The 26,892-nt window shown below is 71.9% G+C and carries 23 protein-coding genes, 1 tRNA gene and 1 pseudogene; 2 read left to right on the top strand and 23 right to left on the bottom strand.

What is annotated here, in order from left to right; translation table 11 throughout:
- Positions 1-9: 9 nt before the first annotated feature.
- From ACZ466_RS41780 to ACZ466_RS41700, 17 genes are all read right to left on the bottom strand, one after another.
- On the bottom strand, positions 10-984 hold the full coding sequence (locus ACZ466_RS41780; protein WP_378286760.1) for a quinone oxidoreductase family protein: 975 nt from the start codon (positions 982-984) through the stop codon (positions 10-12).
- A complete protein-coding gene (locus ACZ466_RS41775) occupies positions 984-2,003 on the bottom strand; it encodes an aldo/keto reductase (protein WP_378286791.1) in 1,020 nt (339 codons plus the stop codon). Before ACZ466_RS41775 ends, ACZ466_RS41780 begins: the two co-directional genes overlap by 1 nt.
- A 106-nt stretch (positions 2,004-2,109) precedes the next feature.
- The gene (locus tag ACZ466_RS41770; RefSeq protein WP_378286759.1) at positions 2,110-2,973 is read right to left on the bottom strand and encodes a helix-turn-helix transcriptional regulator; all 864 of its coding nucleotides are present in this window, start codon (positions 2,971-2,973) and stop codon (positions 2,110-2,112) included.
- 23 nt (positions 2,974-2,996) lie between these two features.
- Entirely contained in the window at positions 2,997-3,887 is an 891-nt protein-coding gene (locus ACZ466_RS41765) for an oxygenase MpaB family protein (protein WP_378286757.1), read from the bottom strand.
- 134 nt (positions 3,888-4,021) lie between these two features.
- Entirely contained in the window at positions 4,022-5,206 is a 1,185-nt protein-coding gene (locus tag ACZ466_RS41760; RefSeq protein ID WP_378286755.1) for a CaiB/BaiF CoA transferase family protein, read from the bottom strand.
- Positions 5,207-5,217: 11 nt separating this feature from the next.
- A complete protein-coding gene (locus ACZ466_RS41755; RefSeq protein ID WP_378286754.1) occupies positions 5,218-6,399 on the bottom strand; it encodes an acyl-CoA dehydrogenase family protein in 1,182 nt (393 codons plus the stop codon).
- 66 nt (positions 6,400-6,465) lie between these two features.
- Positions 6,466-7,242: an enoyl-CoA hydratase/isomerase family protein gene (locus ACZ466_RS41750; RefSeq protein ID WP_378286752.1), complete on the bottom strand. Its 777-nt coding sequence runs from the start codon at positions 7,240-7,242 to the stop codon at positions 6,466-6,468.
- An 87-nt stretch (positions 7,243-7,329) separates the two neighbouring features.
- Entirely contained in the window at positions 7,330-8,043 is a 714-nt protein-coding gene (locus ACZ466_RS41745; RefSeq protein ID WP_378286750.1) for a GntR family transcriptional regulator, read from the bottom strand.
- 64 nt (positions 8,044-8,107) lie between these two features.
- Positions 8,108-8,935 carry an HTD2 family dehydratase gene (locus tag ACZ466_RS41740; RefSeq protein WP_378286748.1) on the bottom strand — a complete coding sequence of 276 codons (828 nt, stop codon included), beginning with the start codon at positions 8,933-8,935 and terminating at the stop codon, positions 8,108-8,110.
- Positions 8,932-10,095 (bottom strand): CoA transferase, encoded by a 1,164-nt coding sequence (locus ACZ466_RS41735; protein WP_378286746.1) that lies wholly within the window; start codon positions 10,093-10,095, stop codon positions 8,932-8,934. Before ACZ466_RS41735 ends, ACZ466_RS41740 begins: the two co-directional genes overlap by 4 nt.
- 42 nt (positions 10,096-10,137) lie before the next feature.
- Entirely contained in the window at positions 10,138-11,301 is a 1,164-nt protein-coding gene (locus ACZ466_RS41730) for an NADH:flavin oxidoreductase (RefSeq protein WP_378286744.1), read from the bottom strand.
- Between the two features lie 7 nt (positions 11,302-11,308).
- Entirely contained in the window at positions 11,309-12,463 is a 1,155-nt protein-coding gene (locus ACZ466_RS41725) for an acetyl-CoA C-acetyltransferase (RefSeq protein WP_378286742.1), read from the bottom strand.
- A gap of 31 nt (positions 12,464-12,494) precedes the next feature.
- A complete protein-coding gene (locus tag ACZ466_RS41720) occupies positions 12,495-13,121 on the bottom strand; it encodes a TetR/AcrR family transcriptional regulator (RefSeq protein WP_378286740.1) in 627 nt (208 codons plus the stop codon).
- Positions 13,122-13,144: 23 nt separating this feature from the next.
- The gene (locus ACZ466_RS41715) at positions 13,145-13,921 is read right to left on the bottom strand and encodes an SDR family oxidoreductase (protein WP_378286738.1); all 777 of its coding nucleotides are present in this window, start codon (positions 13,919-13,921) and stop codon (positions 13,145-13,147) included.
- Entirely contained in the window at positions 13,918-15,099 is a 1,182-nt protein-coding gene (locus tag ACZ466_RS41710; protein ID WP_378286736.1) for an acyl-CoA dehydrogenase family protein, read from the bottom strand. The genes ACZ466_RS41715 and ACZ466_RS41710 overlap by 4 nt, the downstream gene beginning before the upstream one ends.
- A gap of 33 nt (positions 15,100-15,132) precedes the next feature.
- Positions 15,133-16,941 (bottom strand): PP2C family protein-serine/threonine phosphatase, encoded by a 1,809-nt coding sequence (locus ACZ466_RS41705; protein WP_378286734.1) that lies wholly within the window; start codon positions 16,939-16,941, stop codon positions 15,133-15,135.
- 169 nt (positions 16,942-17,110) lie between these two features.
- Positions 17,111-17,872 (bottom strand): serine hydrolase, encoded by a 762-nt coding sequence (locus ACZ466_RS41700; RefSeq protein ID WP_378286732.1) that lies wholly within the window; start codon positions 17,870-17,872, stop codon positions 17,111-17,113.
- A gap of 215 nt (positions 17,873-18,087) precedes the next feature.
- Between ACZ466_RS41700 and ACZ466_RS41695 the strand changes: the two genes are divergently transcribed.
- Positions 18,088-18,161 (top strand) — tRNA-Pro (locus tag ACZ466_RS41695).
- A gap of 97 nt (positions 18,162-18,258) precedes the next feature.
- Here the strand turns inward: ACZ466_RS41695 and ACZ466_RS41690 are convergent.
- Positions 18,259-19,446, bottom strand: coding sequence for a tyrosine-type recombinase/integrase (locus ACZ466_RS41690; RefSeq protein WP_378286730.1), 1,188 nt, complete (start codon positions 19,444-19,446; stop codon positions 18,259-18,261).
- 595 nt (positions 19,447-20,041) lie between these two features.
- Here ACZ466_RS41690 and ACZ466_RS41685 point away from each other — a divergent pair.
- A pseudogene (locus ACZ466_RS41685) lies at positions 20,042-20,258 on the top strand (transposase); the annotation flags it as partial.
- A gap of 212 nt (positions 20,259-20,470) precedes the next feature.
- Here the strand turns inward: ACZ466_RS41685 and ACZ466_RS41680 are convergent.
- The 5 genes from ACZ466_RS41680 to ACZ466_RS41660 are packed head-to-tail and all read right to left on the bottom strand — an operon-like array spanning position 20,471 to position 26,629.
- Positions 20,471-22,306 (bottom strand): acyl-CoA dehydrogenase, encoded by a 1,836-nt coding sequence (locus ACZ466_RS41680; RefSeq protein WP_378286728.1) that lies wholly within the window; start codon positions 22,304-22,306, stop codon positions 20,471-20,473.
- 13 nt (positions 22,307-22,319) lie between these two features.
- Positions 22,320-22,715: a Zn-ribbon domain-containing OB-fold protein gene (locus ACZ466_RS41675; RefSeq protein WP_378286726.1), complete on the bottom strand. Its 396-nt coding sequence runs from the start codon at positions 22,713-22,715 to the stop codon at positions 22,320-22,322.
- Positions 22,715-23,872, bottom strand: a complete 1,158-nt coding sequence (locus ACZ466_RS41670) for an acetyl-CoA acetyltransferase (protein WP_378286724.1) — start codon at positions 23,870-23,872, stop codon at positions 22,715-22,717. Before ACZ466_RS41670 ends, ACZ466_RS41675 begins: the two co-directional genes overlap by 1 nt.
- Positions 23,865-24,809 carry an SDR family oxidoreductase gene (locus tag ACZ466_RS41665; RefSeq protein ID WP_378286722.1) on the bottom strand — a complete coding sequence of 315 codons (945 nt, stop codon included), beginning with the start codon at positions 24,807-24,809 and terminating at the stop codon, positions 23,865-23,867. The genes ACZ466_RS41670 and ACZ466_RS41665 overlap by 8 nt, the downstream gene beginning before the upstream one ends.
- Complete coding sequence (locus ACZ466_RS41660; protein WP_378286720.1) at positions 24,806-26,629, bottom strand: AMP-dependent synthetase/ligase; 1,824 nt, start codon at positions 26,627-26,629, stop codon at positions 24,806-24,808. The genes ACZ466_RS41665 and ACZ466_RS41660 overlap by 4 nt, the downstream gene beginning before the upstream one ends.
- Between the last annotated feature and the right edge of the window lie 263 nt (positions 26,630-26,892).

The raw sequence follows: 26,892 nt of genomic DNA, 5'->3' as shown, positions 1-26,892 counted from the left end.
CAAGCGCTGTCACACCTTGAGCACGAGCTTGCCCGTCGTGCCGCCCGACTCGATCCGGCGGTGCGCCTCGGCGGCCGACTCCAGGGGCAGTTCCTCCACGTTGACGTGCAGGTCGCCGAACGCCGCCGCGGCAACCGCCCGCCGCAGCGCCCGTCCGATCTCGTCCGGGCGGACGGCCGTGAAGGCGCCCAGGTTGAACCCGGCGACGGTCTTGGTCGACAGCCACAGCTCGTTGGGCGAGAGCGGCACGTCCGCGGCCGCCGAGGCGTTGCCCAGGACGATCATGCGCCCGAGCGGGGCCAGGGCGTCCAGGCTCGCCCGGCGCGCGGGCCCGCCGACCATGTCGACCACGATGTCGAAGCCCTTCCCGCCGGTCAGCCCGGCGACCCGGGAGGGCAGCTCGTCGCGCAGCACCACCTCGTCGTAGCCGAAGCCCCGCGCGACCGCCGTCTTGGCCGCGCCGCCGACCGTCCCGACGACCTGCCCGGCCCCCAGCAGGCGGGCCGCCTGGCCCAGCTGGCTGCCCAGGCCCCCGGCGGCGGCGTGCACGAGCACGCTCTCGCCCGGCTCGATCCGCGCCACCCGGTCCAGCGCGAAGAACGCCGTCGTGCTGTTGGACGGGACCGCCGCGGCCACCTCCGGCGACAGGCCGAACCCGTCGATCGGGGCCACGAGGTCCGCCGAGGTGACCACGACCTCGGCGTACCCGCCGCTGTCGACGACCGTCAGCGCCGCGACCGGCTGCCCGGGGCTCAGCCCGTCCACGTCGGCGCCGAGGGCGCGGACCCGCCCGGAGACCTCGATGCCGGGCACGAACGGCAGCGGCACGTCCGCGATGCCCTGCCGGTAGAGGATCTCGGCGAAGTTGGCCCCGGCGTACTCGACGTCGATGGAGACCTGGCCGGGGCCCGGCTCGGGGACGGGCCGCTCGTCCAGGCGCAGCACCTCGGCCCCGCCGAACTCGGGGATCGTGATCGCGCGCATCAGTAGCGGCTCCCCACGGGGGCGGGGAGGCCGTCCAGCTCGGCCAGGTCGGCCGCGGTCAGCTCCAGGGAGGCGGCCCCGGCGTTGTCGCGCAGGTAGCGGCGCTTCTTGGTGCCGGGGATGGGGATGACGTGGTCGCCCTGCGCCAGGGTCCACGCGATCGCGACCTGGGCGGGGGTGGCGCCGTGCCGGCCGGCCACCTCCCGGACGACGTCCACGATCGCGAGGTTGGCCTTCAGCGCCTCGTCCTGGAAGCGCGGGTTGCCGCCGCGGAAGTCGTCGTCCTCGAAGTCGGCGCCGGTCACGGTGCCGGTGAGGAAGCCGCGGCCCAGCGGAGAGAACGGCACGAACGCCGCGCCGTTGGCCGCGCACCAACCGACCACGTCGCCGGGCCCCTCGCCCGCCTCGCCGAAGTCGGGGTCGCCGGAGAACGCGCCCGCCGTGCCGCCGGGGACGCCCATCGGGTCCCGCGTCCACAGCGACAGCTCGGACTGGATCGCGGCCACGGGGTGGATCGCGTGCGCCTCCTCCGCCTGCGCCGCCGTGACCTCCGACAGCCCCAGGTGGCGGACCTTGCCCTCGGCCACCAGCTCGGCCATGGCGCCCCAGGTCTCGGCCAGCGGGACCTCCGGGTCGACGCGGTGCAGGTAGTACAGGTCGGCGGTGTCGGTGCCCAGGCGCCGCAGGCTCTCCTCGGCGGAGCCCTTGACGTGCTCGGGCGTGCCGTCGCGGCCCATCCCGTTCGGACGGCCCGGGGCGGCGACCAGGCCGGTCTTGGTGGCGACGAAGGCCCGGTCCCGGAACCCTCCGGCCAGCGCCCGGCCGAGCAGGCTCTCGTTGTGGCCCTGGCCGTACTGCTGGGCGGTGTCCAGGAACGTGACGCCCAGGTCGAGGGCCTCGCGGATCAGCGCGACCGAGGCGTCGTCGTCGCGTTCGGAGGAGCTGTAGGCCCAGCTCATGCCCATCAGGCCCAGGCCCACCGCGCCGACCGGGGCACCGGCGAACGCGCGGGTGGGGATGGGGCCGTTCTTCGTGGTCTCGTCCGTCATGCCCACGATCCTGGACGGCCCCGGCGGCGTCCGACAGAGTCGGCTTATCGTGGGTCTGCCACCACCACCCTCGGGATCATCCGGTCTCGGCCAGGCGGGGTCCGCTCATGAGCCGCTCCAGCCTGGACTCGGTGTCGCCGCCCGGCTTGGGGTTGTGCAGGACGAGGTGGTGCCCGGGACGGTCGGGCAGCGGCAGCACCGTCGACTCGAAGACCAGCTCGCCCACGTCCGGGTGCCGCACCGCCTTGATCGCCTGGCCGCCGGACGACACGTCGTGCCGCGCCCACAGCGCGGCGAACTCGGGGCTGGCGACCAGCATGCCCTCGATCAGGTCGGTGAACCCCTCGTCGTCGGGGTAGCGGGCCACGTCGGCGCGGAACCGGGCGACCACGCCGGGCGCCGCCTGCTCCCACTGCGTGTGCAGGGCGCGGTAGCGGGCGCTGGTGAAGAACGTCACCAGGCAGTTGTGGTCGGTGTCGCCGTACCCGAACACCGCGCGGGCCGCGGCGTTGATCGCGATGAAGTTCCAGCGCCGGTCGCGGACGTAGCCGGGACGCGGCGCCCAGGCGTCCAGCACGCGCTGCAGTTCGGGCGTGACGGGGACGGCGGGCTCGGCCTCGGCGCGCGGCGGGTTGAGCCCGGCCAGCAGGTAGAGGTGCTCGCGCTCGGCCCCGTCCAGGTGCAGGGCGCGGGCGACGGCGTCCAGGACGCTCCCGGAGACCTTGATGTCGCGGCCCTGCTCCAGCCACGTGTACCAGGACACCCCCACGCCGGCGAGCACCGCGACCTCCTCGCGCCGCAGGCCGGGCGTGCGGCGGCGGCCCGCGGAGGGCATGCCGACGTCGGCGGGGCTCAGCCGGCCGCGGCGGTTGCGCAGGAAGTCGCGCAACTCGTCGCGGCGGCGTCCGGCGGCGGAGGCGGAGTGGATCTCGCTGGTCATGCCGCCACGATAACCCCGGGCCGTCAGACGAAGGGGCGGCCCGTGTCGAGGCGGCGGCGCGCGTCGCGCAGGTACAGGTTCCACGGGAAGGCCCGCATCCGCCGCGGCATGACCCGGTTGATCCGGGCCGCCCGGCGCGTGAAGTGCGCGAACCGCGCCTGGTCGCGCTCGCTCCACGGCAGGCCCAGTTCCTCCCGGAACTCGGGCGGCAGGAAGCCCAGGGTGACGAAGCGGCTGAACCGGCCGAGCGTCCACCGCGCCGGGGCGGGCAGGAACGACAGGTCGGTCAGCGCCTGCAGGTAGGCGCGGGTCACCCGGTCCATCTCCAGCTTGCCGAGCTCCTCCTTCCAGTACTCGGCGAACGCCTCCCGGTCGGCGGGCCACAGGTCCGCGGGCACCTGCAGGGTGGTGCCGAAGCGGGCGGCGTGCGTGTAGAGGTCGTCCAGCGCCTTGTCACCGAGCGGCCCGTACAGCGCCTGGAGGACGTCCTCGGTGCCCTTGTACAGGCAGGCGGCGACCCACAGCTGCAGCTCGCGGTCGAAGGCGTTGTACTTGACGGGGCTGGAGGCGTCGGAGCGGACGAACCGGTGCGACCGGTTGACCTCCTTGCGCATCCACTCCCGCTCCTCGTCGGTGCCGTGCCAGGCGACGGCGACGTAGCTGAGCGTGGTGCGCCCCCGCTTGATCGGGTGCTTGTCGATGCGGCCGCTCTCGACCTTGCTCTCGGCGACGCCCCGGCCGACCGGGAGCCGCGACAGCTGCATGACGACGTTGGCCGACGCGGCGCTGAGCGCGAACCAGTGCAGCGCGTTGCGGACGACGTACGGGGTGTCGCCGGCGGCTCCCGCGCTCTCGTCGGCGGGCAGCGGTCGCCCGCCTGGGAGGTCGAGACGATCGGCTGCTCCGGCGGTCATGTGACCTCACTCTCGGGAAGGCGTCACGGAAGGCGAACCGGCACGCCCACCGTGACACCTGTAAGTGGTCACTTGCAACGTGATCTGGGCCACCGTCCAGCCCCCGTCTCAGCCCCGCGTCTCACCCCGCCGTCTCAGCCGGCCGCGCCCCGCTCCCGCAGCCGCGCGATCGCCGCCTCGTCGTAGCCCAGCTCGGCCAGCAGCGCCCCGGTGTGCTCCCCCAGCTCGGGGATCGGGCCCATCCGCGCCTCGGCGTCCCCGAACGTGATCGGCGGCAGGATCGCCCGCAGGTCCCCGACCGGCGACCCCACCTCCCGCCAGCGGTCGCGCTCGGCCAGCTGCGGATGCGCGACCAGTCCGTGGCCGTCGTTCAGCGTGGCGCTGGGCACCCCCGCCTCGTCCAGGCGGCGCAGCAGCTCCTCGCGCGGCATCCGCGAGGTGGTCTCGGCGACCAGCGCGTCCACCTTCCCGCGGTTGCGGACCCGGGCCTGGTTGGTCGCGTAGTCCGGGTCGGTCACCAGGTCGGGACGGTCCAGCACGCCGGTCGCCAGCGCCGCCCAGCCGCGGTCGTTCTGCACGCCGATGACCACGTCCGCGCCGTCGGCCGTCGGGTACGCGTCGTACGGCGTGATCACCGGATGCCCCAGCGTGGTCCGCCGCGGCGGCTCCCCGGTGTACATCGTGGTGTAGAGCGCCTGGCCCATCCACTCGGCGACCGCGTCGAACATCGACACCTCGATCGCCGCCCCCTCCCCCGTCGTGCCGCGCCGCACCAGCGCGGCCAGCGTGCCGGAGAAGGCGTACATGCCGGCGGCGATGTCGGCCAGCGGCGAACCCGCCTTGACCGGCGTCTCGGGGGTGCCGGTGACCGAGATCAGGCCCGCCTCGGCCTGCACGAGCATGTCGTAGGCGCGCTTGTCGCGGTACGGGCCGCGCGAGCCGTACCCGGACATGTCGACCACGATCAGCCGGGGACGCCCGGCGCGCAGCTCGCCCGCCGACAGGCCCATCCGCGCCGCCGCGCCGGGGGCGAGGTTCTGCAGGAAGACGTCGGCGCCCTCGATGAGCCGCGCCAGCACCTCGCGGCCCTCCGCGCTCTTGAGGTCGAGGGCGATCGACTCCTTGGACCGGTTGAGCCAGGCGAAGTGCGTGCCCAGCCCGCCCCGCACGTTCGAGTCGTAGGCGCGGGCGAAGTCGCCGCCGTCCACCCGCTCCACCTTGATGACGCGCGCGCCCAGGTCGGCGAGCTGGCGGGTGGCGAACGGCGCCGCCACCGCCTGCTCCAGCGCGACGACGGTGATGCCTTCGAGGGGAAGCACGACCTGGTCCCTCAGCCTTCCAGCAGCCGGCGGCCGATGATCATCTTCTGGATGTCCGCGGTGCCCTCGCCGATCAGCAGCATCGGCGCCTCCCGGTAGAGCCGCTCGATCTCGTACTCCTTGGAGTAGGCGTAGCCGCCGTGGATCCGGAAGGAGTCCTCCACGACCTCCTTGCAGTACTCGCTGGCCAGGTACTTGGCCATCCCGGCCTCGAGGTCGTTGCGCTCGCCCGAGTCCTTGCGGCGCGCGGCCATCACCATCATCTGGTGCGCGGCCTCCACCTTGGTCGCCATCTCCGCCAGCCGGAACATGACCGCCTGGTGCTCGGAGATCGGCTTGCCGAACGTCTCGCGCTGCCGGGAGTAGTCCAGGGCCAGCTCGTAGGCGCGCCGCGCCACCCCGCAGCCGCGCGCGGCCACGTTCACCCGGCCCACCTCGACGCCGTCCATCATGTGGTAGAAACCGCGGCCCGGCGTGCCGCCCAGGATCTGCCCGGCCGGGACCCGGTGGCCGTCGAACACCATCTCGGTCGTGTCGACGCCCTTGTACCCCATCTTCTCGATCTTGCCGGGGATCGTCAGGCCCGGCGCGACCTCACCGAAGCCCGGTGTCTTGTCGACCAGGAAGGTGGTCATCCCCTTGTGCCCGCCGTCCGGGTCGGTCCGCACCAGCGTCGCGACCAGGTGGGACGTGCCGCCGTTGGTCAGCCACATCTTCTGCCCGGTGATCACGTAGGAGTCGCCCTCCGGCACCGCCCGGGTGCGGATCGCCGACACGTCCGACCCGCAGTGCGGCTCCGACATCGAGAACGCGCCGCGGATCTCGCCCGCCGCCATCTTCGGCAGGTAGTGCGCCTTCTGCTCGGGCGTACCGTGCTGGGTGATCATCCAGGCCACGATGAAGTGGGTGTTGACGATCCCCGACACGCTCATCCAGCCGCGCGACAGCTCCTCCACCACCAGCGCGTAGGTCAGCAGCGACTCGCCGAGCCCGCCGTGCTCCTCGCCGATCATCAACCCGAACAGGCCCAGCTCCGCCATGCCGTCCACGATCCGCTGCGGGTAGGCGTCGGCGTGCTCCAGTTCCGTGGCGACGGGCAGGATCTCCTTGTCGACGAACGCCCGCACCGTCGCCAGGATCTCCCGCTGCTCGTCGCTCAGCCCGTACGTCTGCTGCAGCCTTCCGCCGCTCACGATCGATCGCCCTCCCTGGCTCGCCATGGTCATGTCACGCAGTGGTCGTTGTTCTCTGGGCCGTGGTCATCGGCCCTGGAATCGGGGGCGGCGGCGCTCGGCGAACGCGGCCCGGCCCTCGGCGAAGTCCGCCGAGCCGAACAGCGCCGCCTGCTCCTCGCGCTCGGCCTCCAGCATGCGCTTGAGGCTGTGGTCGGCGCGCGACAGCACCCGCTTGGTCGCGGCGATGCTCAGCGGCGCCAGCGCCGCGGCCTCGGCGGCCCGCTCCAGCGCGGCGTCCAGGGCCTTGCCGGGCGAGGCGAGGGAGTCGGCGAGCCCGATCTCGTACGCGCGCGACGCCGGGACGGTCCGCCCGAACACCAGCATCTCCTTGGCCCGGCCGAGGCCGACGCGCTGTGGCAGCGTCCACAGCAGCCCGCCGTCGGGGATCAGCCCGACCCGGCCGAACGCGGCGACGAACCGGGCGTCCTCGGCCGCGACCACGTGATCGCAGACGGCCGCCAGGGACACCCCCGCCCCCGCGGCCGCGCCCTCCACCGCCGCCACCACGGGGGTGGGGCAGGTCGCGATGAGCCGGACGGCGCGGTGCAGCGGCAGCAGCCGGGCCCGCGCGCCCTCGGCGTCGACGCCCTCGGTGTCGCGGAGATCGCCGCCGGCCGAGAAGACACCGCCCGCGCCGGTGAGCACGATGGCCCGCACGGCGGCGTCCGCGGCCGCGGCGGTCAGCTCGGTCAGCAGCCGCTCGCGGGTGGGCAGGTCGATCGCGTTGCGCGCCTCGGGACGGTCGAGCGTGAGCACGCGGATCGTCCCCTGCTCGGCGTCGTGGTCGGCGGTACGGATCACGCTGCTCCTCCCCGTCGCGGGCCAGAATTTTTTATACGATATGGCCCCGGCTCGGGGCAACGGAAGGCGACCCTGGGGCAAGGGCCCTCAGCCCTCGCGGCGGCCCCCGCCGGTTCCCTCGTCCCAGAAGCCCTGGCCCTCCAGGTGCACGACCAGCAATGTGCCCGCGTGCCGGATGTGGGTGCGCATCGCCTGCCGGGCGGCCTCCGCGTCGCCCGCCCGCAGCGCCGCGAGCACCAGCTGGTGGTCGTCGACCGACGCCTGGCTCCACCCCTGGATGCTGGAGTAGAACCGGCGCGGCGCGTACCGCACCACCAGCTGGAGCAGCCAGGCGGTCTTGGGCGAGTGCGCCGACAGGTTGACCACCCGGTGGAAGTGGTGGTTCGCGCGCTCGATGCCCTCGGAGTCGCGGGTCTTGGAGGCCCGCTCCAGCTCCTCCTGGGTGCGGTCGAGGACGGCCAGCTCCTCCTCGCCGATGGTGCCCGCGGCGCGGGCCGCCAGCTCCCCCGCGAAGTACGCCTGGGCCTCGAAGAGGTCCTGGACGTCCTGGCGGGTGAGCGGGGCCGGCATGAACCCGCGCCGCGGCTCCAGCTGGACGAAGCCCTCGCCGCGCAGCGACAGCAGCGCCTCGCGGACCGGGGTGACGCTGACGCCCAGGTCCTCGGCGATCCGCTCCAGGCGCAGGAACTCGCCGTGCCTGACCTGCCCGGCCATGATCAGATCGCGGACGTAGGCGGCCACCTCGTCGCTGAGCTGGCGGCGCCTGCCGGGCGCCTGGTCACCTGGAAGGGCCACCGTCATCGTCTCCCGCGCGCTCCCTGTGTGATGTGACCAACAAAATATAGGAAGAGCGGGCGCAGGGTGTTCACGCGAAGGTCGCGGACATGGCGGTGACGCCGCCCGGGGCGGTGATCGCCAGTTCCCCTCCGCCCTCGCCTCCGCCGTCGCCGGGCGAGCCGGTGGCGGCGAACGGCTGGCCCGCGTACACGGGGCTGCGGGCCCGGAACGACAGCTCCCGCACCTCCCGTCCCGCGCGCCGGGGCAGCTCCAGGCAGAGGATCGCCAGCAGCGGCCCGTGCACGACCAGGCCCGGGTGCCCTTCGACCTGCGTCGCGTACGCCTCGTCGTAGTGGATGCGGTGTGCGTTGTAGGTGAGCGCGCTGAACCGGAAGAGCAGCGTCGGATCGGCCGTCATCCGCAGCGTCCAGGGGGCGTCGGCCTCGGGTTCCTCGAACGAGGGCGGGGCGGGCCGGTTCGCGGGGTCCCCGCTGCGGTAGACCAGGTCCTGCTCCTCGACCGCGAGCTCCTCACCCTGCTCGGCGAAGGTGTGGCGGACGGTCACGAAGAGCATCTCGCCGCTGCGGCCCTGCTTGAGCGCCGTGGACGCCAGCTCCGACCGGCGCGTGACGGTGGAGCCGATGCGCAGCGGACGGCGGACGGTGAAGCGGCCCCCGGCGAACATGCGCCGGCGTTCGGGGATGGGCGGCAGGAAGCGCCCGGCGAGCGGATGGCCGTCGGGCCCGAGGTCCCTCTGCGCGGGACGGTCCAGGAAGTGGAGCCACTGCCACAGCGGGGGCAGGTCGCGTTCCGGAGGGGCGGTGTCCAGGACCCCGGCCAGCGCGAGCGCGGGGCCCGGCTCGATCGTCTCGGTCGTCTCGTACGGCTCCGGCGCCCAGCCCTCGACGTCGATCACGCCACCGCCCCCTTCTCGCGGAGCGCGGCCGGGTCGAGGCCGAGTTCGCCCACGATCTCGTCGGTGTGCTCGCCCAGGCGCGGAGCCGGCACGGGTTCGCGCGGCGCGGGGGCGGCGGTGTCGAGCGGGGAGGCCGGCGCGAAGATCTCACCGACGCCGGGCTGCTCGATCCGCCCCATCATCGGGTTGCCCTCCAGATCGATCTCGGAGAAGCGGCGGTAGGGCGCCCACAGCACCGAGGAGCCCTCCAGGGCCTGCGTCACCTGGGCGAGCGTGCGCGCCTCGAACCAGGGCGCCAGGAGCGCGGCGAGCGTCTCGCGGTGGGTGTAGCGGTCGCCGTCGGTGGAGAAGTCGGCCTTGAGCAGGCGCTCCAGCTCGGTGACGGTCGCGGTGAGGCCGGTGGTCTCGCAGAGGTCGGTGAAGTGCCGCGCGGTGAGGGCGACCACCATCACCCGGGCGCCGTCGGCGAGCGCGAAGTCCCGGCCGAGGCCGCCGAAGAGGTGGTTGCCGATCCGGGGGCGCTCCTGGCCGAGCTGGGCCTCGGCGAGCAGGCCCAGGTTGCCCGCCATGGCGAGGGCGACGTCGTACAGGGGCAGCCTGATCCGAGCGCCCTCGCCGGTGCGGGAGCGGCGGCGCTCGGCGGCCAGGATCCCGGTGGCGGCGTAGAGCCCGCAGGCCACGTCCCAGGCGGGGAGCACGTGGTTCACCGGCGCCGCGTGCTCGGACGGGCCGGTGACCAGCGGGAACCCGATCTCGGCGTTGACGGTGTAGTCGACGGCGGCGCTCCCGTCGGGATGCCCCTCGATCTGCACGTGGATCAGGTCGGGCCGGGTCCGCGCGAGCGCCTCGTACGACAGCCAGCGGCGCCCGACCGCGTTGGTCAGCACGATCCCCGCCCGGGACGCCAGCCGGGTGACGACCTCGCGGCCCTCCTGGCCGCGGAAGTCGACGGTGACCGACCGCTTGCCCTTGTTCATCCCGGTCCACATCAGGCTGGTGCCCGACGGGGCGAGCGGCCAGCGCCCGATGTCGGCGGCGCCGCCGAGCGGGTCGACCCGGACGACGTCGGCGCCGAGCTGGGCCAGCGTCATGCCGCCCAGCGGGGCGGCGACGAAGCTGGAGATCTCGACGACCCGCAGCCCTTCCAGCAGTGCTCCCATCCTCACCCCTTGTCATATATTTCATATGACTATAGGGGCGCGTCACGGGACGAGCGGGCAGTGGGTCCCGGTGTAGATCGTGGGCATGCAGCGGTTGCAGTGGATGCACAGCGACGGCGTGGACGCGTCCGCCGCGATCCGCGCGACCAGGTCCGGCTCGCGCAGCAGCGCCCGCGCCATCGCCACGAACGCGAACCCCTCCTCCATGGCCAGGTCCATCGTCTCCCGGCCGGTGATGCCGCCCAGCAGGATCAGCGGCAGGTCGAGCGCGTCACGGAAACGCCTGGCGTGCTCCAGCAGGAAGGCGTCCCGGTACGGGTAGGCGCGCAGGAACCGCTTGCCCGACAGCCGGACGCCCAGCCGCAGCGGCTGCCGGAAGTTGGCCGCGAACTCCGGGATCGGCGCGTCCCCGCGGAACAGGTACATCGGGTTGAGCAGCGAGCTTCCGGCGGTCAGCTCCAGGGCGTCGACCGACCCGTCCTCCTGGAGCCAGCGCGCGACCTGCACGCTGTCGTCCACCTCCAGCCCGCCCCGCACGCCGTCGCGCATGTTGAGCTTGGCGGTGATCGCGATCTCGTCGCCGACCTCGTCGCGGACGGCGCGGGCGATGCCCCGGGCGACCCTGGCGCGGCCGGCCAGGCTCCCGCCGTACTCGTCGTCGCGCCCGTTGAGCCGCGGGCTGAGGAACGAGCTGGCCAGGTAGTTGTGCCCGAAGTGGATCTCGACCGCGTCGAAGCCGGACTCGACCGCCAGCCGGGCCGCGGTGGCGTGCGCCCGCGTCACCCGCTCGATGTCGGCGGCGGTCGCGGGACGGGTGAAGCGCATGCCGAGCGGGTTGAAGAAGCGCCCCGCCGACAGCGCGGGCAGCCGGTTTGAGCTCGCGTCGGCCACCGGCCCGGCGTGCCCGATCTGGGCGCACACGGCGGCGCCCTCGGCGTGCACCGCGTCGGTGAGCCGCCGCAGGCCCGGCACCGCCTCGGGCCGCATCCAGATCTGCCGCCGCTCGGTCCGCCCCTCGGGCGCCACCGCGCAGTAGGCCACCGTCGTCATGCCCACCCCGCCCGCGGCGGGCCTGCGGTGGTACTCGATCAGCTCGTCGGTGACCAGCGCGTCGGGGGTCGCGCCCTCGAACGTCGCGGCCTTGATCACGCGGTTGCGCAGCCGGACCGGGCCCAGCCGGGCCGGCGCCAGCACATCGGGTGCCATGGCGCGGTCAGAGCCGTTCGATGATCGTGACGTTGGCCTGGCCGCCGCCCTCGCACATCGTCTGGAGGCCGTACCGGCCGCCGGTCCGCTCCAGCTCGTGCAGCAGCGTGGTCATCAGCCGGGCGCCGGTCGCGCCCAGCGGGTGGCCCAGCGCGATCGCGCCGCCGTTGGGGTTGGTCCGGCCGGGGTCGGCGCCGGTCTCCTTCAGCCAGGCCAGCACGACCGACGCGAACGCCTCGTTGATCTCGACGGCGTCGATGTCGCCGATCGTCATCCCGGTCTTCTTCAGCGCGTGCGCGGTCGCCGGGATCGGCGCCGTCAGCATCCGGATCGGGTCCTCGCCGCGCGCGGACAAGTGGTGGATCCGGGCCCGCGGCGTGAACCCGTGGTCGCGGACAGCCCGCTCGGAGGCGATCAGCAGCGCCGCGGAGCCGTCGGAGATCTGCGAGGACAGCGCGGCGGTCAGCCGGCCGCCCTCGACCAGGGTCCTGAGGCCCGCCATCTTCTCCAGGGTGGTGTCGCGGCGCGGCCCCTCGTCGGCGGCCGCGTCCCCGTACGGGGCGATCTCGCGGACGAACCGGCCCTCGTCGATGGCGCGGATCGCCTTCCGGTGCGAGTCGTAGGCGAACTCCTCCATCTCCTCCCGCGAGATGTCCCAGTCGCGGGCGATCATCTCCGCGCCGGCATACTGCGACACCTCCCGGTCGCCGTACCGCCGCGTCCAGCCCGCCGACCCGGCGAACGGCCCGTCGGTGAAGCCCAGCGGCTCGGCGGCGGTCATCGCGTACCCGATCGGGACCTGCGACATGTTCTGCACGCCGCCCGCCACCACCAGGTCGGAGGTGCCCGACAGCACCGCCTGCGCGGCGAAGTGCACCGCCTGCTGGGACGAGCCGCACTGCCGGTCCACGGTCACGCCCGGGACCTCCTCCGGCAGGCCCGCGGCCAGCCAGCAGGTGCGGGCGATGTCGCCCGCCTGCGGGCCGACCGTGTCGACGCAGCCGAAGAGCACGTCCTCGACCGCGGCCGGGTCGGCCTGCGAGCGGTCCATGAGCGCCGTCAGCACGTGCGCGCCCAGATCCGCGGGATGCACCGCGGCCAGGGAGCCGCCGCGGCGCCCTACCGGCGCGCGGACCGCCTCGACAATGAACGCCTCGGGCATGGGGGTCTCCTTCGCAGGGGGGGGTGAACTGCTAGGTCGCCTCGGTCACCTGGATGCCCTCCAGGACCATGGCGAGGTACTGCTTGGCGATGTCGTCGGCGGACAGCCGCCCGCCCGTCCTGTACCAGCCGGCGGCCACCCACACCGTGTCCCGGACGAACCGGTAGATCAGGCCCCGGTCGAGGTCGGCGCGGAAGGCGCCCTCGGCGACCCCGCGTTCGAGCAGGGCCGTCCACATCGACTCGAAGCGGCGGTGCGAGTCGAGCAGGTAGGCGAAGCGCTCGCCGGCCGCCAGGTGCTTGGACTCGTTCTGGTAGATCACCACGGCCGGGCGGTGCCGGTCGATGCAGCGGAACGACTCCACGACGATGGCCTCCATCGTCTCCCGCGCGCCCAGACCGGCCTGCAGGACGCGGTCGTAGGCGGCCCACATCTCGTCCAGGAACGTGGACAGGATCTCGTCGGCCATCGACTCCTTGGAGTCGAAGTGGTAGTAGAGGCTGCCGCCCAGGATCCCGGCGGCGTCGGCCACCTTCCGGATCGTGGTCGCGGCGTACCCCTGGGAGGCGAACACCTCCGCCGCCGTGGCGAGCAGTTCGGCCCGCCGCTCCGCGCGCGCGGCGGCGGTGCCCTCGGTGTCACGCCGGCGTGGACTCATGTGGCTGGTTTCCTTCGGACGCTCTAGGGATGCTGGCTCGAGACGGACACGACCTCGCCCGTCATGTACGACGAGTAGTCGCTGGCCAGGAAGACTATGACGTTCGCGACCTCCCAGGGCTCGGCGTAGCGCCCGAACGCCTCCCGTGCCGTCAGCTCCTCCAGCAGCTCCTGCGAGGTCACCTTGACCAGATGCGGGTGCATGGCCAGCGACGGCGACACCGCGTTGATCCGCACCCCGTGCTCGGCGGCCTCCAGCGCGGCGCAGCGGGTGAGGGCCATGACCCCGGCCTTGGCGGCGGCGTAGTGCGACTGGCCCTTCTGCGCCCGCCAGCCGACCACAGAGGCGTTGTTGACGATGACGCCGCCGGAGTGCTGGCCGCGCATGATCTGGAGCACGGCGCGGGTGCAGCGCATCGTGCCGTTGAGGGTGACGTCCAGGACCTTGCCCCACTCGCCGTCGGTCATGTCGGCCAGCTCGGCGGTGCCGCCCAGGCCCGCGTTGTTGACGGCGACGTCGATCCGGCCGTGGCGCTCCACGGCCAGCGCGTACAGCGCCCGGACCTGTTCCTCCGAGGTGACGTCGCAGGGCAGCGCCGCGACCCTGTCCTCGCCGAACTCCTTGGCCAGCTCGGCGCGGGTGCTCTCCAGCCGCCGCTCGTGCGCGTCGGACACCACCACGCGGGCGCCCTCCTCCAGGCACCGCCGCGCGGTCGCGCCGCCGATCCCGGCCCCGGCCGCGGCGGTGATCACCACGACCCGGTCGCGAAGCAGGTCGTGCGGGGCGGGGGGCATCGTCATGGGCGTGTCTCCCTGGGGAGGCCGAGCACCCGCTCGGCGATGATGTTGCGCTGGATCTCGTTGGAACCCGCGTAGATCGTGTCGGCGCGGGAGAACAGGAACAGCCGCTGCCAGTCGTCCAGGTCGTAGGGCTCGCCCTGCGCGACCAGCCCGGCGGCGCCCAGCACGTCCATGGCGAGCTCCCCCAGCTCGCGGTGCCAGGTGCCCCAGACCAGCTTGGAGATCGACGACTCGGGGCCGGGCGCGCCCGCGGCCACCCCCGCCATGGTGCGGGTCGCGTTCAGCCGCATGATCTCCAGGCCCATCCAGGCCCTGACCAGCCGGTCGCGCAGCAGCGGGTCGGCGGCGGCGCCCGTGCGGCGAGCCAGCTCGATCACGCCCTCCAGCTCGCGGCGGAACCCGACCTGCTGGCCCAGGGTGGCGACGCCGCGCTCGAAGCCCAGCGTGGCCATCGCGATCCGCCAGCCGTCCCCGGGCTCGCCGACGACGCAGGACGCGTCGGTGCGGGCGCCGTCGAAGAACACCTCGTTGAACTCCGAGGTCCCGGTCGGCTGCACGATCGGGCGGATCTCCACGCCGTCCTGCCGCATCGGGACCAGCAGGTACGACAGGCCGCGGTGGCGCTCGGAACCGGGCTCGGTGCGGCACAGCACGAAGCACCAGTCGGACTCCAGGGCCAGCGACGTCCAGACCTTCTGGCCGGTGATCCGCCAGCCGTCCCCGTCCCGCTCCGCGCGGGTCTGCACGCCGGCCAGGTCGGACCCGGCGCCCGGCTCGGAGTAGCCCTGGCACCACAGCTCCCGCACGGCCACGATCGGCGGCAGGAAGCGCTCGCGCTGCTCGTCCGTGCCGAAGGCGATCACGGTCGGGCCGAGCAGGTTCTCACCGATGTGGCCCACCCGGGCGGGGGCTCCGGCCAGCGCGTACTCCTCGTTGAAGATCACCTGCTGGCGGAGGCTCGCGCCGCGCCCCCCGTGCTCCTTCGGCCAGCCCACGCAGGTCCAGCCGGCGGCGGCCATGTGCCGCTCCCAGGCCAGCCGGGTCTCGAACGCCTCGTGCTCGCGGCCGGGGCCGCCCAGCCCGCGGGCGTGCGCGTAGTCGCCCGACAGGTGGGTCTCCAGCCACGCGCGGACCTCGGCCCGGAAGGCCCGGTCCGCGGGCGTCTCGTTGCGCTGCACGCGCGCAGCCTATCAAACGGTTGTTAGAAAGAATCACTCGATCCGGACCGCGAACAGCGTCGTGTCGTCGGCCGCCCGGTCATGCCCCATCCGCGCCAGCACCCGGTCCAGCACCGGCTCCGGGCTGCTCGACCGGTCCCGGAGGATCTCCATCAGCCGGGCGATCTGCTCGTCCAGATCCACGTCCCGCCGCTCCACCAGCCCGTCGGTGTACAGGAACACCAGATCACCGGGCTCCACCCGCGTCGTGACCGTCGGATACCCCAGGGACGGCACCGCCCCCAGCATCGGCCCCGGATCCACCTCCAGCTGCCAGGCCCGCCCGTCCCGCACCAGGATCGGCGGGAGATGCCCCGCACAGCTCCACTGCATCTCCCGGGCGCGCGGATCGTACCGGGCGATCAGCGCCGTCCCCGTCGCCGCCGGCTCCGGCTCCATCTGGCCCACCATCTCGTTCAGCCAGCCCATCAGCCGCCCCGGCGGCTGATTCGTGTAGGCCAGGCCCATCAGCCCGTTGCGGGTCCGCGCCATCGCCGCCGCCGCCGGAAGCCCGTGCCCCGCCGCGTCACCGATCGCGAACAGCGACCGGCCGTCCGGCAGCGGACGGGTCGCGAACCAGTCCCCGCCGATCCGCGCCGCGCTCTCCGCCGCCAGGCTCCGGATCGCGACCCGCAACCCCGGCAGCGGCATCACCTCGTCCGAATCGGGCAGGATCGCCCGCCGCAGCGTCACCGCCACCCGCCGCTCCTGCGCGGTCCGCGCCTGCTGCCGCAGCATCTCCCGCCGCGTCTCCGCCAGCGCCCGCTCGATCCCCCGCCGCCGGGTGATGTCCTGCGACACGATGTTGACCGACACCGGACGGCCCGCCCTGTCCAGCACCGGCTCGGCGAAGATCCACAGATGCCGGTACTCGCCGTCCGGCGTCATCACCCGATGCTCCATCTCCACCGGGGCGCGGCGGCTCAGCATCGTCTGGACCCGCTCCTCGACCAGCGGGCGGTCCTCGTCCACCACCAGCTTGGTCAGCTCGTCCAGCATGGGCGCCGTATGCACCGGATCCAGCCCGAAGTTGTGGGCCATCTGCTCCGACCACTCCAGCTCGTCGGTCGCCAGATCCCACTCCCCGAACCCCATCAGCGCCAGCCGCCCCACCCGCTCCAGCCTGCGCCGCATCCGCTCCTCGTCGTCGTGGTAGCGCCAGCTCACGCAGATGCCCGTCGGGACCTGGACGCAGTGCACCGACATCCGCGACGTGCGCGTCACGCCCTCCTGGGCCGTCGAGAACTCGAACGGGCCCCGCTTGAACACCTTCCCCGTCTCCAGCGTCTCCACGTACGAGGTGAACAGCCCCAGCAGGGCCGACCCCGGATCCATGCGAAGCAACCGCTTGCCCATGAGCTCCGCGACCCCGCGGCCGAACAGGTCCTTGGTGAACTCGTTGGCCCCCGCGTACAGGAAGTCCAGCACCGTGCCCTCGACCCCGCGCACCGGCACCAGGTGCACGGCCGCGTCGATGGACGCGTCCAGCACCGCCCGCGCCGCCGGATCGTCCTCCACCTCTGCCAGCCGCCCCTCGTCAGCGGCCAGATCCGCCTCCGCGGCCCGTCCCGCCTCCACCAGCGGCATCACCGTCGGCGGCGGCAGGGGCTCGCCCTCGCCCCCCTCCCTGCGGGCCCCGATGACCAGGGCCGCGGCCTCCTCCATTTCCAGGTCCAGGTCGCGCGCCAGCCAGATCAGCTGCTGCAGCGCCTCACCCGGCTGGACCCCCAGTCTGGCGGCGAGCACCACCCGAGCCTCGGCGATGACCGCCCGGCCCCGCGCGGCGCCCCGTAGATCCGCCAACTCCGGTATGAGCGGCGTACTCTCCGCTTCTCCCACCCCGAAGCCCCCGTTCGACGCGATACGGCGTTACGAGAGAAGAACCGTACATAAGGCTATGAGGAGCCCTATTCATAACCTTCGTCCCTGAGCGCGTATTTTGCCGCTCACTGACCGTGTTGGCGCCGCCGCTTTACGAATCCGCCGCCCGATAGACCTGCTTGGTCAGCGTCGTGACCCGCTGGGCCGCCACCTGGAACGACGAACCGGCCGGATGCAGCGTCAGCACCACCACGATCCGGTGGCCCACGACCCCCGTCGTGTGCAGAACGGGCCGCCCCAGCCCCAGATCCGGCGCCGCCGCGGGCCTGACCAGCCCCGCCTTGCACGGCACCGCGGGCACGTCCCCGAACCCCGACCACCCCTGCTTGACCGCCCACGGCCGCGGCAGCGCCCGCGGTATCCCGAAGTACTGGTCGTACTTGTCGAGCCCGCACGGGGTCGCCTTCCGCAACTCCCCCATGATCAGCTCCCGATGCGCCGCGGGCGCCTTCTCCAACAGGAACCGGTACGTCCTGGCCACGTCCATGGCGCTCAGCGCCGTGTACCCCCAGAACCCCGGCTTGTCCGCCGGCGGCGGCCGCGTGTCGCGCAACCCGATCACCCTCGCGGACCGCTCGATGATCGCGCCCTTGCCGCCCCGGGCCCAGAACCGCGTCGCCGCCCCGTCGTCACTCGACCTGAGCATCGGCCGCAACATCGCCAGGTCCCCCGCGGGCACCTCGGTCTTCCCCCGCAGATAGTCCAGCGCAATAAGGATCTTCACCACCGACGCCGACCGGAACGTCCGCCGCGCCCCCTCGTGCAGCAGAACCTTCCCGCTCTCCCGGTCGTAGACCACGTACCCGGCCCGCACCCCCGCCGGCACCGTGACATGCGGCTTCTTCCGAGCCACCGAGGGCCGCTCCGCCGCCGTGCTCACCGGCCGCGCCGCCGGAGTCTTCCCATCCGCACCACAACCACCCAACACCAGCACCCCGGCGACGACCAGCCCCGCACGCCCCACCAACGAGATCACCCGGCCATGCCTACCAGATCGGCCCCACCGCAACCGAGTACGCACCCACGCCCAGACTGCGCTACAGTAATCACGCCCGCTCAACCGGGCACCGGGACGTAGCGCAGTTTGGCAGCGCACTTGACTGGGGGTCAAGGGGTCGTGGGTTCAAATCCCGCCGTCCCGACAGAGTTAACGCAGGTCAGGGCCCTAGTTCTCACTTGTGAGACGGGGCCCTTTTCGCGTCCTAAGGCCGTTCGTTCGTCTCACAATCTCTCACACGCCTAGCTGATCTTGTAAATCTGGCCCAGCGCCTCGGCGCCGGTCTTCAGGTCCTCATCGTTCGCGTGGACGTAGGTCTTCTGCGTGAACGCCGAGTCGAAGTGCCCCGCCCATTTGGAGATCACGGAGATGGGCACGCCCGCCTTCTCCATGAGGCTCAGCGTCGTGTGCCGCGAGTCGTGAAGCGCGATCCGCTTCAGGCCCGCCCGCTTCAGCAGCCGGCCAAACTCATCGGAGTACCACTCCGGGTGAACCGGCATCCCCAACTCGTCCGTCACGAGGTACTGGCCACCCTCGTACCACTCCAGGGCGGCCACGCCGTCCCGGTACGCCTGGCCAGCTTCCTCGCTCTCGGCCAGCTGTGCCTTACGCAGGCGCTCCAGCGCCTCGGCCAGCGCGTCGTCGAGCGGCAGTTCCCGCAAGCCGTTCCGCGACTTCGGCGGCTCGATGATGACCTTGGACTCGCACATCACGCGTGTCTGCTCAACCTTCAGCGTCCGCGCCTTCAGGTCGACGTCCTCCCACCGCAGGCCGAGCACCTCGCCCCGGCGCAGACCGTACAGCGACAGGCGCCAGGCGACCTCCAGCCGGATCCCAGCGATCGCACGGAGGAAGGTGTGCACCTCGGCCTTGGTCCACGTCTCCCGCTCGGCCTGCTGGTAGCTGACGTTCTCGACCAGCGCCACGACGTTCCGCACGAGCTTGCCCTCACGTACGGGCAGCTCGAACGCCGCGCGCAGGCGGCCGAGGGTGAGGTTCACCAACCGGCCCGACAAGCCCGTCCCGGGCTTCCCGCCGCGCTTGCGGCCCTCGGTGAGCATGTAGTCCACCAGGTCCTCGATGTCGTCCTTGCTCACGCTCTGGGCGGGGCGGGCGCCGAGCTGCTCGCGCACGCAGCGGAACGCGTGCCCGTAGTTGGCCTTGGTGTTGCGGCGCTTCCCACGCGTGGCACCCTTCAGGTACGAGTCAATGACCTGGTTGACCGTGACCTTGGACGGCGCGACGTACGTACCCTCGCCGGTCTGGTGGCGGATCTTGTTGAGTTCCTTCTCCGCGTCCTTCTTCAGGTCGAACGTGAAGGTCTTCTGCCTGCGCTTGCCCGTCTTCGGGTCCGGGCCGATGTCGACCACGAAGCGGTACCGCTTCCGGCCGGTTTTCAGCATGATCGTCTTGATCGGGTCTCCTGCCATCTACTCCTCTTCCGCCTGGGGGGTGGGTCGCGGCGTACCGGCGGCAGAACGCCACGGCGGCGCGCCTCTTTGACCCATTGGTGCACGGTGGTGACCGGCACGTTGTTGGCCGTGGCCAGCTTGGCCGCGGGGCGGCTGCCTCGCTCGGTCAGCCACAGGAAGCGTTCGGCGACCTGCTCGTAGAACTTTCTTGCGCCCGCTCGGCACCTGCAACGTGCGGGACAGTTCAGGCTCTCTCTCGTCCGCAGGCGGGCGTTGGGCCCACGCGTTGAGCACGCTCTGCGCTCGGGTTTGCTCATCGAAGTTGACGAACGGGTGATCGCCCTTCCCTGGGCGCTGCGGGAGGCTTGAGACACGGCGGTTCACGGCTGCTTCGATTCGCGCGAATGGCAGGTTCCGGACCAGGACCGCAGTGACCGCACCCGTCCCCCTGACCAGGGTCTCGCGGACCACCAAGGGGGAACTGCGGGCCGGGCTGGGTTCCGACTTCGACGAGCAATTCACCAACGGCGGCGATCATCGCTCCTTCGTCGGTGCAATGGCGCGGGGCGGTACGCGCACGGCAAGTCCGGCGGCGGCGCCGGCGTTCGCCCGCCAACTCTCAGGTCTGCTGCACCGCCTGGTCCGCGTCCAGGAGGGCCGTGACACCGAGCCTTCCGCCTGCGTGATCGACGCCCAGCATCAAGACCTCCACCAACGTCCCGGCCGCCGACCAGGGCATCGACGCCGCCAAGAAGATCGCCGGCCGCAAACGCAGCACCGTGGTCGACACCGCCGGGCTGATCCTGGCCGTGCTGGTCACCCGACCCGGGCACCGTGACGGGCGAGCGCGCGGGCAGTCTCGCACCCCAGGCCGCTGTTCGTACCGGTGACGACGAACGTGCGCCCGCTCTGGTCTGGGATGTCCCTGCTGCTCCAGCGCCCCATGGCGACTCGTTCCGACGATCGTGCGCACTGCCGGACGTGTACTAAGTACATATTTACTTATTATCCCCGCCTTCGCCTGGAGCGATGGGCAGCCCGCTCAGAACGCCGTGTCGGGGGTTCGCATCAGGTCGAGTGTGGTGGCCTCGACGGTGATCCTTTCGGCGGTGAGGTGCGGTAGCACGGTGATGGCGAAGAACCGGGCGGCTGTGATCTTTCCTGTGTAGAAGTCGTGGTCGGCCGACGTGAGGCCGTCACCGGCGAGCCTGGTCAGGGCGATATCGGCCTGACGGCAGAGAAGCCAGCCGATGACGAGTTCGCCGAGCGCGTACAGAAGGCGGGTGGTGTTGAGTCCGGCCTTGTAGATCTCCTCCGGGTCGTCGGCGGCAGCGGACGTCCAGCCGGTCATGACGTCGACCATCGCCGAGACGTCCTTGAGCGCTCCGCCGAGCAGTCGGCGTTCGTTGCGCAGGGGGTCGTCCGCGCCGCCGCTGTCGGTGAAGTCTCTGATCAGGCCGGCCAGCTGCCGCCATGTCCCGCCCTGGTCTCGGACGATTTTGCGGAAGAACAGGTCCAGGCCCTGGATCGCCGTCGTCCCCTCGTACAACGTGTCGATCTTGGAGTCGCGGACGTACTGTTCCAGCGGGTAGTCCTTGAGGAAGCCGGATCCACCGAGGGTCTGCAGCGACTCGGCGCCCAGCAGGGCGTAGGCGCGCTCGGAGGAGAAGCCCTTCACCAGCGGGAGCACCAGCTCGTTGAGGCGTTCCGCCGTGTCGTCCCGCCCGCCGGACTGCTCGGCGACCCGAGCGGCGTCGCGGTAGGACGCGGCCAGCAGGTACAGGGCGCGCAGACCCTCGGCGTAGGCCTTCTGAGTCATCAGGCTGCGGCGCACGTCGGGGTGCCGGAAGATCGCGACCCGCGGCGCGGTGGCGTCGCCCATGCGAGTGAGGTCGGGGCCCTGGATGCGTTCCGAGGCGAAGTCGCGTGCGCTGAGGTAGCCGGTCGACAGTGTGCCCGCCGCCTTGACGCCCACCGTCATTCGGGCACCTTCGATGACCATGAACATCTGCTTGATGCCCTCGTGCACATCGCCGACGAGGTAGCCGACGGCCGGGTGCTTGGCGCCGAATGTCAGTTCGCAGGTCGTCGAGGAGGTCAGACCCATCTTCTTCTCGAGGTTGGTGACGTAGACCCCGTTGCGTTCTCCCAGCTCGCCGGTCTCGAGGTCGACCAGGTACTTGGGAACGAGGAACATCGACAGCCCCCTGCTGCCCGGTCCGGCTCCCAGAGGCCGGGCCAGCACAAGATGGAAGATGTTTTCCGACAGGTCGTGATCGGCCCCGGTGATGAAGCGTTTGACGCCTTGGATGTGCCAGGTGCCGTCGCGCTGCTCGATGGCCCTGGTCCGGCCCGCGCCCACGTCGGATCCGGCGTCGGCCTCGGTCAGGACCATGGTCGCCATCCATCGGCGTTCCAGCGCCAGGTCGGCGAAGCGCTTCTGTTCCGGCGTGCCGATCTGCCACAGGATCTGGGCGAACGTCGGCCCGGTCACCATGAGGTAGGTGCTGGGATTGGCCGCCATGGCCAGTTCCCCCACCGCCCAGGCCAGGCTGGACGGGGCGGACTGGCCGCCGAAGCCGGGATCGAGGAACAGGCGGTAGAACTCCGAGTCCATCCACGCGTGGAACGACTTCTTGATCCCACCTGCCATGGTCACCGCCCCGGTCTTCGCGTCGAAGACCGGCGCGACGCGGTCTCCCTCGGAGAAGGAGTCCGCGAGGACGCCGGTGGCCAGCCTGTCCACCTCGGCCAGCAGGCTGCGCGCGGTGTCCTCGTCGAGGTCCGCGAACGGCGCCTTGCCCAGCAGTTCCCTCAGCCCGAGCACCTCGAAGAGATTGAACTCCAGGTCACGGAGATTGCTCCTGTAATGGCCCACGGGGGTCGTCCTCTCAGGCGGTGGTCACACGGAAGCAGGGCAGTTCAGGAGACGACTCCCCCTCCAGCCGGGCGATCTCCAGATGAACGCGATCTCCGATGCGCACCGGCGCGTCACCGATGACCCGCGACAGCATGCGGGGGCCCTCATCGAGATCGATCAGCGCGATCGTGTACGGGACCTGCGCGGAGAACCCTCCGGCGACGCGGTGCGCCACGGTGTAGGAGTAGACCGTCCCCTTGCCCGAGGCCGTCCGCCAGCTCAGCCGGTCGCAGTGGCAGTGCGGGCAGATCGCCCGCGGATAGAACACTGACCGCAGGCACTCGTCGCATCGCTGCAGCCGCAGTTCCCCTGCGGCGATGCCGTCCCAGAACGGCCGGGTCTCCGGGGTCGACGCGATCTCGGGCATCAGAACCTTCCCAGGACGACGGTGGAGGTGGTGGAGAGCATGCCGCCGGTGCCGTGGACCAGGGCCAGTTCCGCCCCGGGCACCTGCCTGCCGGGCTCTTCCGCGTAGTCGCCGCGCAACTGCCGGGTCGCCTCGATCAGCAGGAAGATCCCGTACATGCCGGGGTGGGTGTAGGACAGGCCGCCGCCGTCGGTGTTCATGGGCAGCGCGCCGCCCGGGGCGGTGCACCCGCCTGCCAGGAGATCGGCGGCCTCGCCCGGCTTGCAGAAGCCGAGGGACTCGAGAGTGAGGAGCACGGTGATGGTGAACGAGTCGTAGATCTCCAGCAGGTCGATCGCGTCGTGACTGACGCCGGCCATCCGCATCGCGGCGAGGCCGGACCGGGCCGCGGCGGTGACAGTCAGGTCGGGCATGCCGGCGATCGAACAGTGGGTGACGGCGTCGCCGTGGCCGAGAATCTCGACCGGGTGCGTGGCGACGTGGGGCCAGCGGTCCTGGGCCGCCACCACGACCGCGCCTCCCCCGTCGGTGAACAGGCAGCAGTCCAGCTTGCGCAGCGGCTCGCAGATCATCGGCGACGCCATGACGTCCTGCACAGTGATCGGCTCACGGTTGGGGGCCTTGGGATTGAGGGCGGCCCATCTGCGGGCGCTCACCGCGACCTCGGCCATCTGCTCACTGGTCACGCCGTACCGGTGGAGGTAGCGGGCGGCGGCGAGCCCGTAGGCGGCGATCGGGAGCGGAACCCCGAACGGTGCCTCGAACTGAGCCGCCATCACGTCGGTGATGTCGGCGGTGCCGTTGCCGACGGGGTCGGTCCGCTGCGTGCTGCCATAGGTGATCAGCGCGACGTCGATGACCCCGGCCTCGATCGCCGCGGCGGCGTGGCCGACGTGCGCCTCGAATGAGGACCCGCCGATGTTGGAGCCGTCGAGGTAGCCGGGCCGGATGCCGAGATACTCGGCCAGCGTCGCCGACGGGCTCCACGACCAGCGGCCCGCCGTGAACAGGGCGTCGACGTCGGAGAAGCTCAGCCCTGCCTCGGCCAGCGCCGCCTTGGCCGCACTGGCCTGGTGCGACATAACGCTCAGGTGCGGCGTCCTGCCGACCTCGGATTCGGCGACACCGACGATCGCCGCGCGCCTCTTGCTAGCCACGAACGGCTCCCTTCCGGTCGGTGCGCCCGGCCGGCGCGTGGCCGGTCATGTCCGCGTTCGGTCGGGCCTTGTCCACCAGGGCCGGGATGGCCACGTCCAGTTCCTCGTAGCCCCACAGCGCCCTGTTGTCGGCGACGGGACCGGCATGCCAGCCCTCGGCGACGCTGATCTGGCCGCCCATCACGTTGAAGATCCGCCCGGTGATGCCCCGTGCGGCCGGCCCCGCGAGCCACACGACCAGCGGCGGGACGTTCTCAGGGGCCCGCGGGTCGAACCCGTCGGGGCCCGCGCCGGGGTCGGCCATGATCCCTTCGGTCATCCGGGTCAGCGCGCCCGGGGCGATGGCGTTGACCGTGATGCCGTAACGCTCCAGTTCCATGGCGGCGATCAGGGTCAGCCCGGCGATGCCCGCCTTGGCGGCGCCATAGTTGGACTGGCCGGGGTTGCCGTAGATACCGGAGGAGGATGTGGTGTTGATGACGCGTGCGTCGACCTCTCGGCCCGCCTTCGCCCCATCCCGCCAGTAGGCGGCGGCGTGGCGCAGCGGGGCGAACGTGCCGCGCAGGTGCACCCTGACCACTGAGTCCCACTCCTGCACCGTCATGTTGACCAGCATCCGGTCACGCAGGATGCCGGCGTTGTTCACTAGCACGTGCAGGTCACCGAAACGGTCGATCGCCGACTCGACCAGCCTGCGCGCGCCGTCGAAGTCGGCGACGTCCTCACCGTTGGCGATGGCCTGCCCGCCCGCCGCGCGGATCCGCTCGACCACCTCGCCCGCGGGGCCGCTGGACGAACCGCTGCCGTCGACGTCCGCGCCGAGGTCGTTGACCACGACCTTGGCGCCCTGGCGGGCGAATTCGATGGCGTGGGCGCGGCCGATGCCGCGCGCGGCACCGGTGACGATGACAACACGTCCTTCCACCACTCCGCTCATTCGGACCTTCCTTCCTGTCGGGGGTACATGTCGTCGATCTGTGCCGCGTAGCGCTCGGTGACGGCGCTGCGGCGGACCTTCAGGGTGGGTGTGAGCTCACCGGTCCGCGTGGTCCACGGCGCGGCCAGGACGCGGAACGCCTTGACCTGCTCGACCCTGCTCAGCTCCGTGTTGGCGGCGGCGACCAGCCGGTCGATCTCGGCGAGCACGACGGGATGCGCCGCCAGCTCGGCCAGGTCGGCGGTGCCGACGTCGTGTGCCCTGGCCCAGTCGGGTGCGGTCTGCTCATCGAGCGTCAGCAGCGCGGTCACGTACTTGCGCCGGTCTCCGACCACCAGGGCGTGCCCGATCAGGGGATGTGTCCGCAGCGGCGCCTCGATCTTGGCCGGGGCGATGTTCTTGCCTCCGGAGGTGATCAGGATGTCTTTCTTGCGGCCGGTGATGTACAGCAGGCCGTCATCGTCGACGCGGCCGAGGTCTCCTGTGGCGAGCCAGCCGTCGGTATCGGTGTCGGGCTCAACGGTCCCGTCGGCGCGCAGGTAGCCGAGGAATACCACGGGGCCGCGCACGCGGATCTCACCGTCGTCGGCGATGCGTACCTCCGTTCCGGGAATGGGTGCGCCGACGGCGCCGGTGGCGAAGCGGTCCGGCGTGCTCAAGGAGACCACTCCGGAGGTCTCGCTGAGCCCGTACAGTTCCAGGACGGGCAGGCCGACGCTCGCGAGGAACTCCAGCACCTTGGTCGGGATGGGTGCGGCGCCGACGGTCAGACGGCGGGCGTTCTCCAGGCCGACCGCGGCCCTCAGCGCACGCAGGCGGGAGACGTCGAGTTCGGCGAGGCGAGCGGACTCCTCGGGAGGGATCTGTTGCCGGGCGGCCCGCCGCCGGTGGACGTCGAGGCAGAACCGCCGGGCCTCGTCCACCGCGACACGCTCGGTTGCCGGAAGGCCGTCGAGCGTGCTCCGCAGGGCGGCGGCGAGCTTCTCCCAGGTGCGGGGCACGGCTCCGAAGGTGTCGGGACGCACGATGCGCAGCGCGGTCGGCAGTTCGGCAGGGTCGGGGCACATGACCGCCTGGCCGGCGGTCAGCAACGGGAGGTAGATGCCGAAGAGCCGCTCCGCGATGTGGGCCAGCGGAAGGTAGGAGATCGACCGTGGCTGCTCGGGAACCGGGCTACTCGCGTGCAGGGCCGCCGACGCCTCCAGGACGTTCCGGTGGCTCAGGACCACGCCCTTGGCCGCGCCCGTGGTGCCCGAGGTGTAGATCATGCACAGCGGATCGTCCGGCCGAACCGCCTCCTCCAGGACTGCGGCACTCTCCGGATCGGCGACGCCGCGCCCGTGGACCTCGGTGTAACCGACGAACCGGTCGTCGTCGGGGACGGCGGTCGGGTCCACGACGACGACGCTGACCGACCGTGGCAGCTCGTCGAGGACGGGCATCCACCGGGTCACTTGTTCGGCGCCTTCGAGGACGATCACGTGGGCGGCGCTGTGCCGGGCGGCGTGACGGATGTCGGCGGTGCTGAGCGTGTCATAGGCGGAGCAGGAGATGGCGCCGAGGTGGGCCGCCGCGAGATCGGCCACCCAGTGCTCCGGCCGTTTGCTCATCATGATCAGCATCCGGTCGCCCCGGCGCAGGCCGAGCGCCCGGAGACCGAGGGCGAACGCGGCCACGTCGTCGCGCAGCCTCGCCCAGGTCACCGTGTGCGTGCCCGGTCCGACGCCGGTGGTCAGCGCCGTTGACTCACCGAAGTGGCGGGCGTTGTAGTGCAGCAGGGCCGGAACGGTCCGTTCACAGCCGTCGGGCAGAGGGCTCACAGGGGCCTCCTCGCATACGGGAGACGATCGGCCGCGACGCGCGGTCTGCGGGATCGGAGTGCTGCCCGGAGTGCCGTGGGCACACCGGGGCCCGGCATCGCCTCTCTCCACCCCGCCGCCGTGGCGAATTCAGGGGATCAGCAGTTTTCGAGGAGGCCGACGAATGAGCCGGACGCAGCTCCCGGGTCCGTACCGAATGGACACTGCCGCGACGCCGGTCGATTTTCGCACGGCCCCGGGGAACTCGATCGGAGTTTGTCCCC

Source organism: Actinomadura rugatobispora, assembly GCF_055379765.1.
Note: the sequence above shows the minus strand (reverse complement) of the source record. Positions and strands in the feature narration are given on the sequence as shown.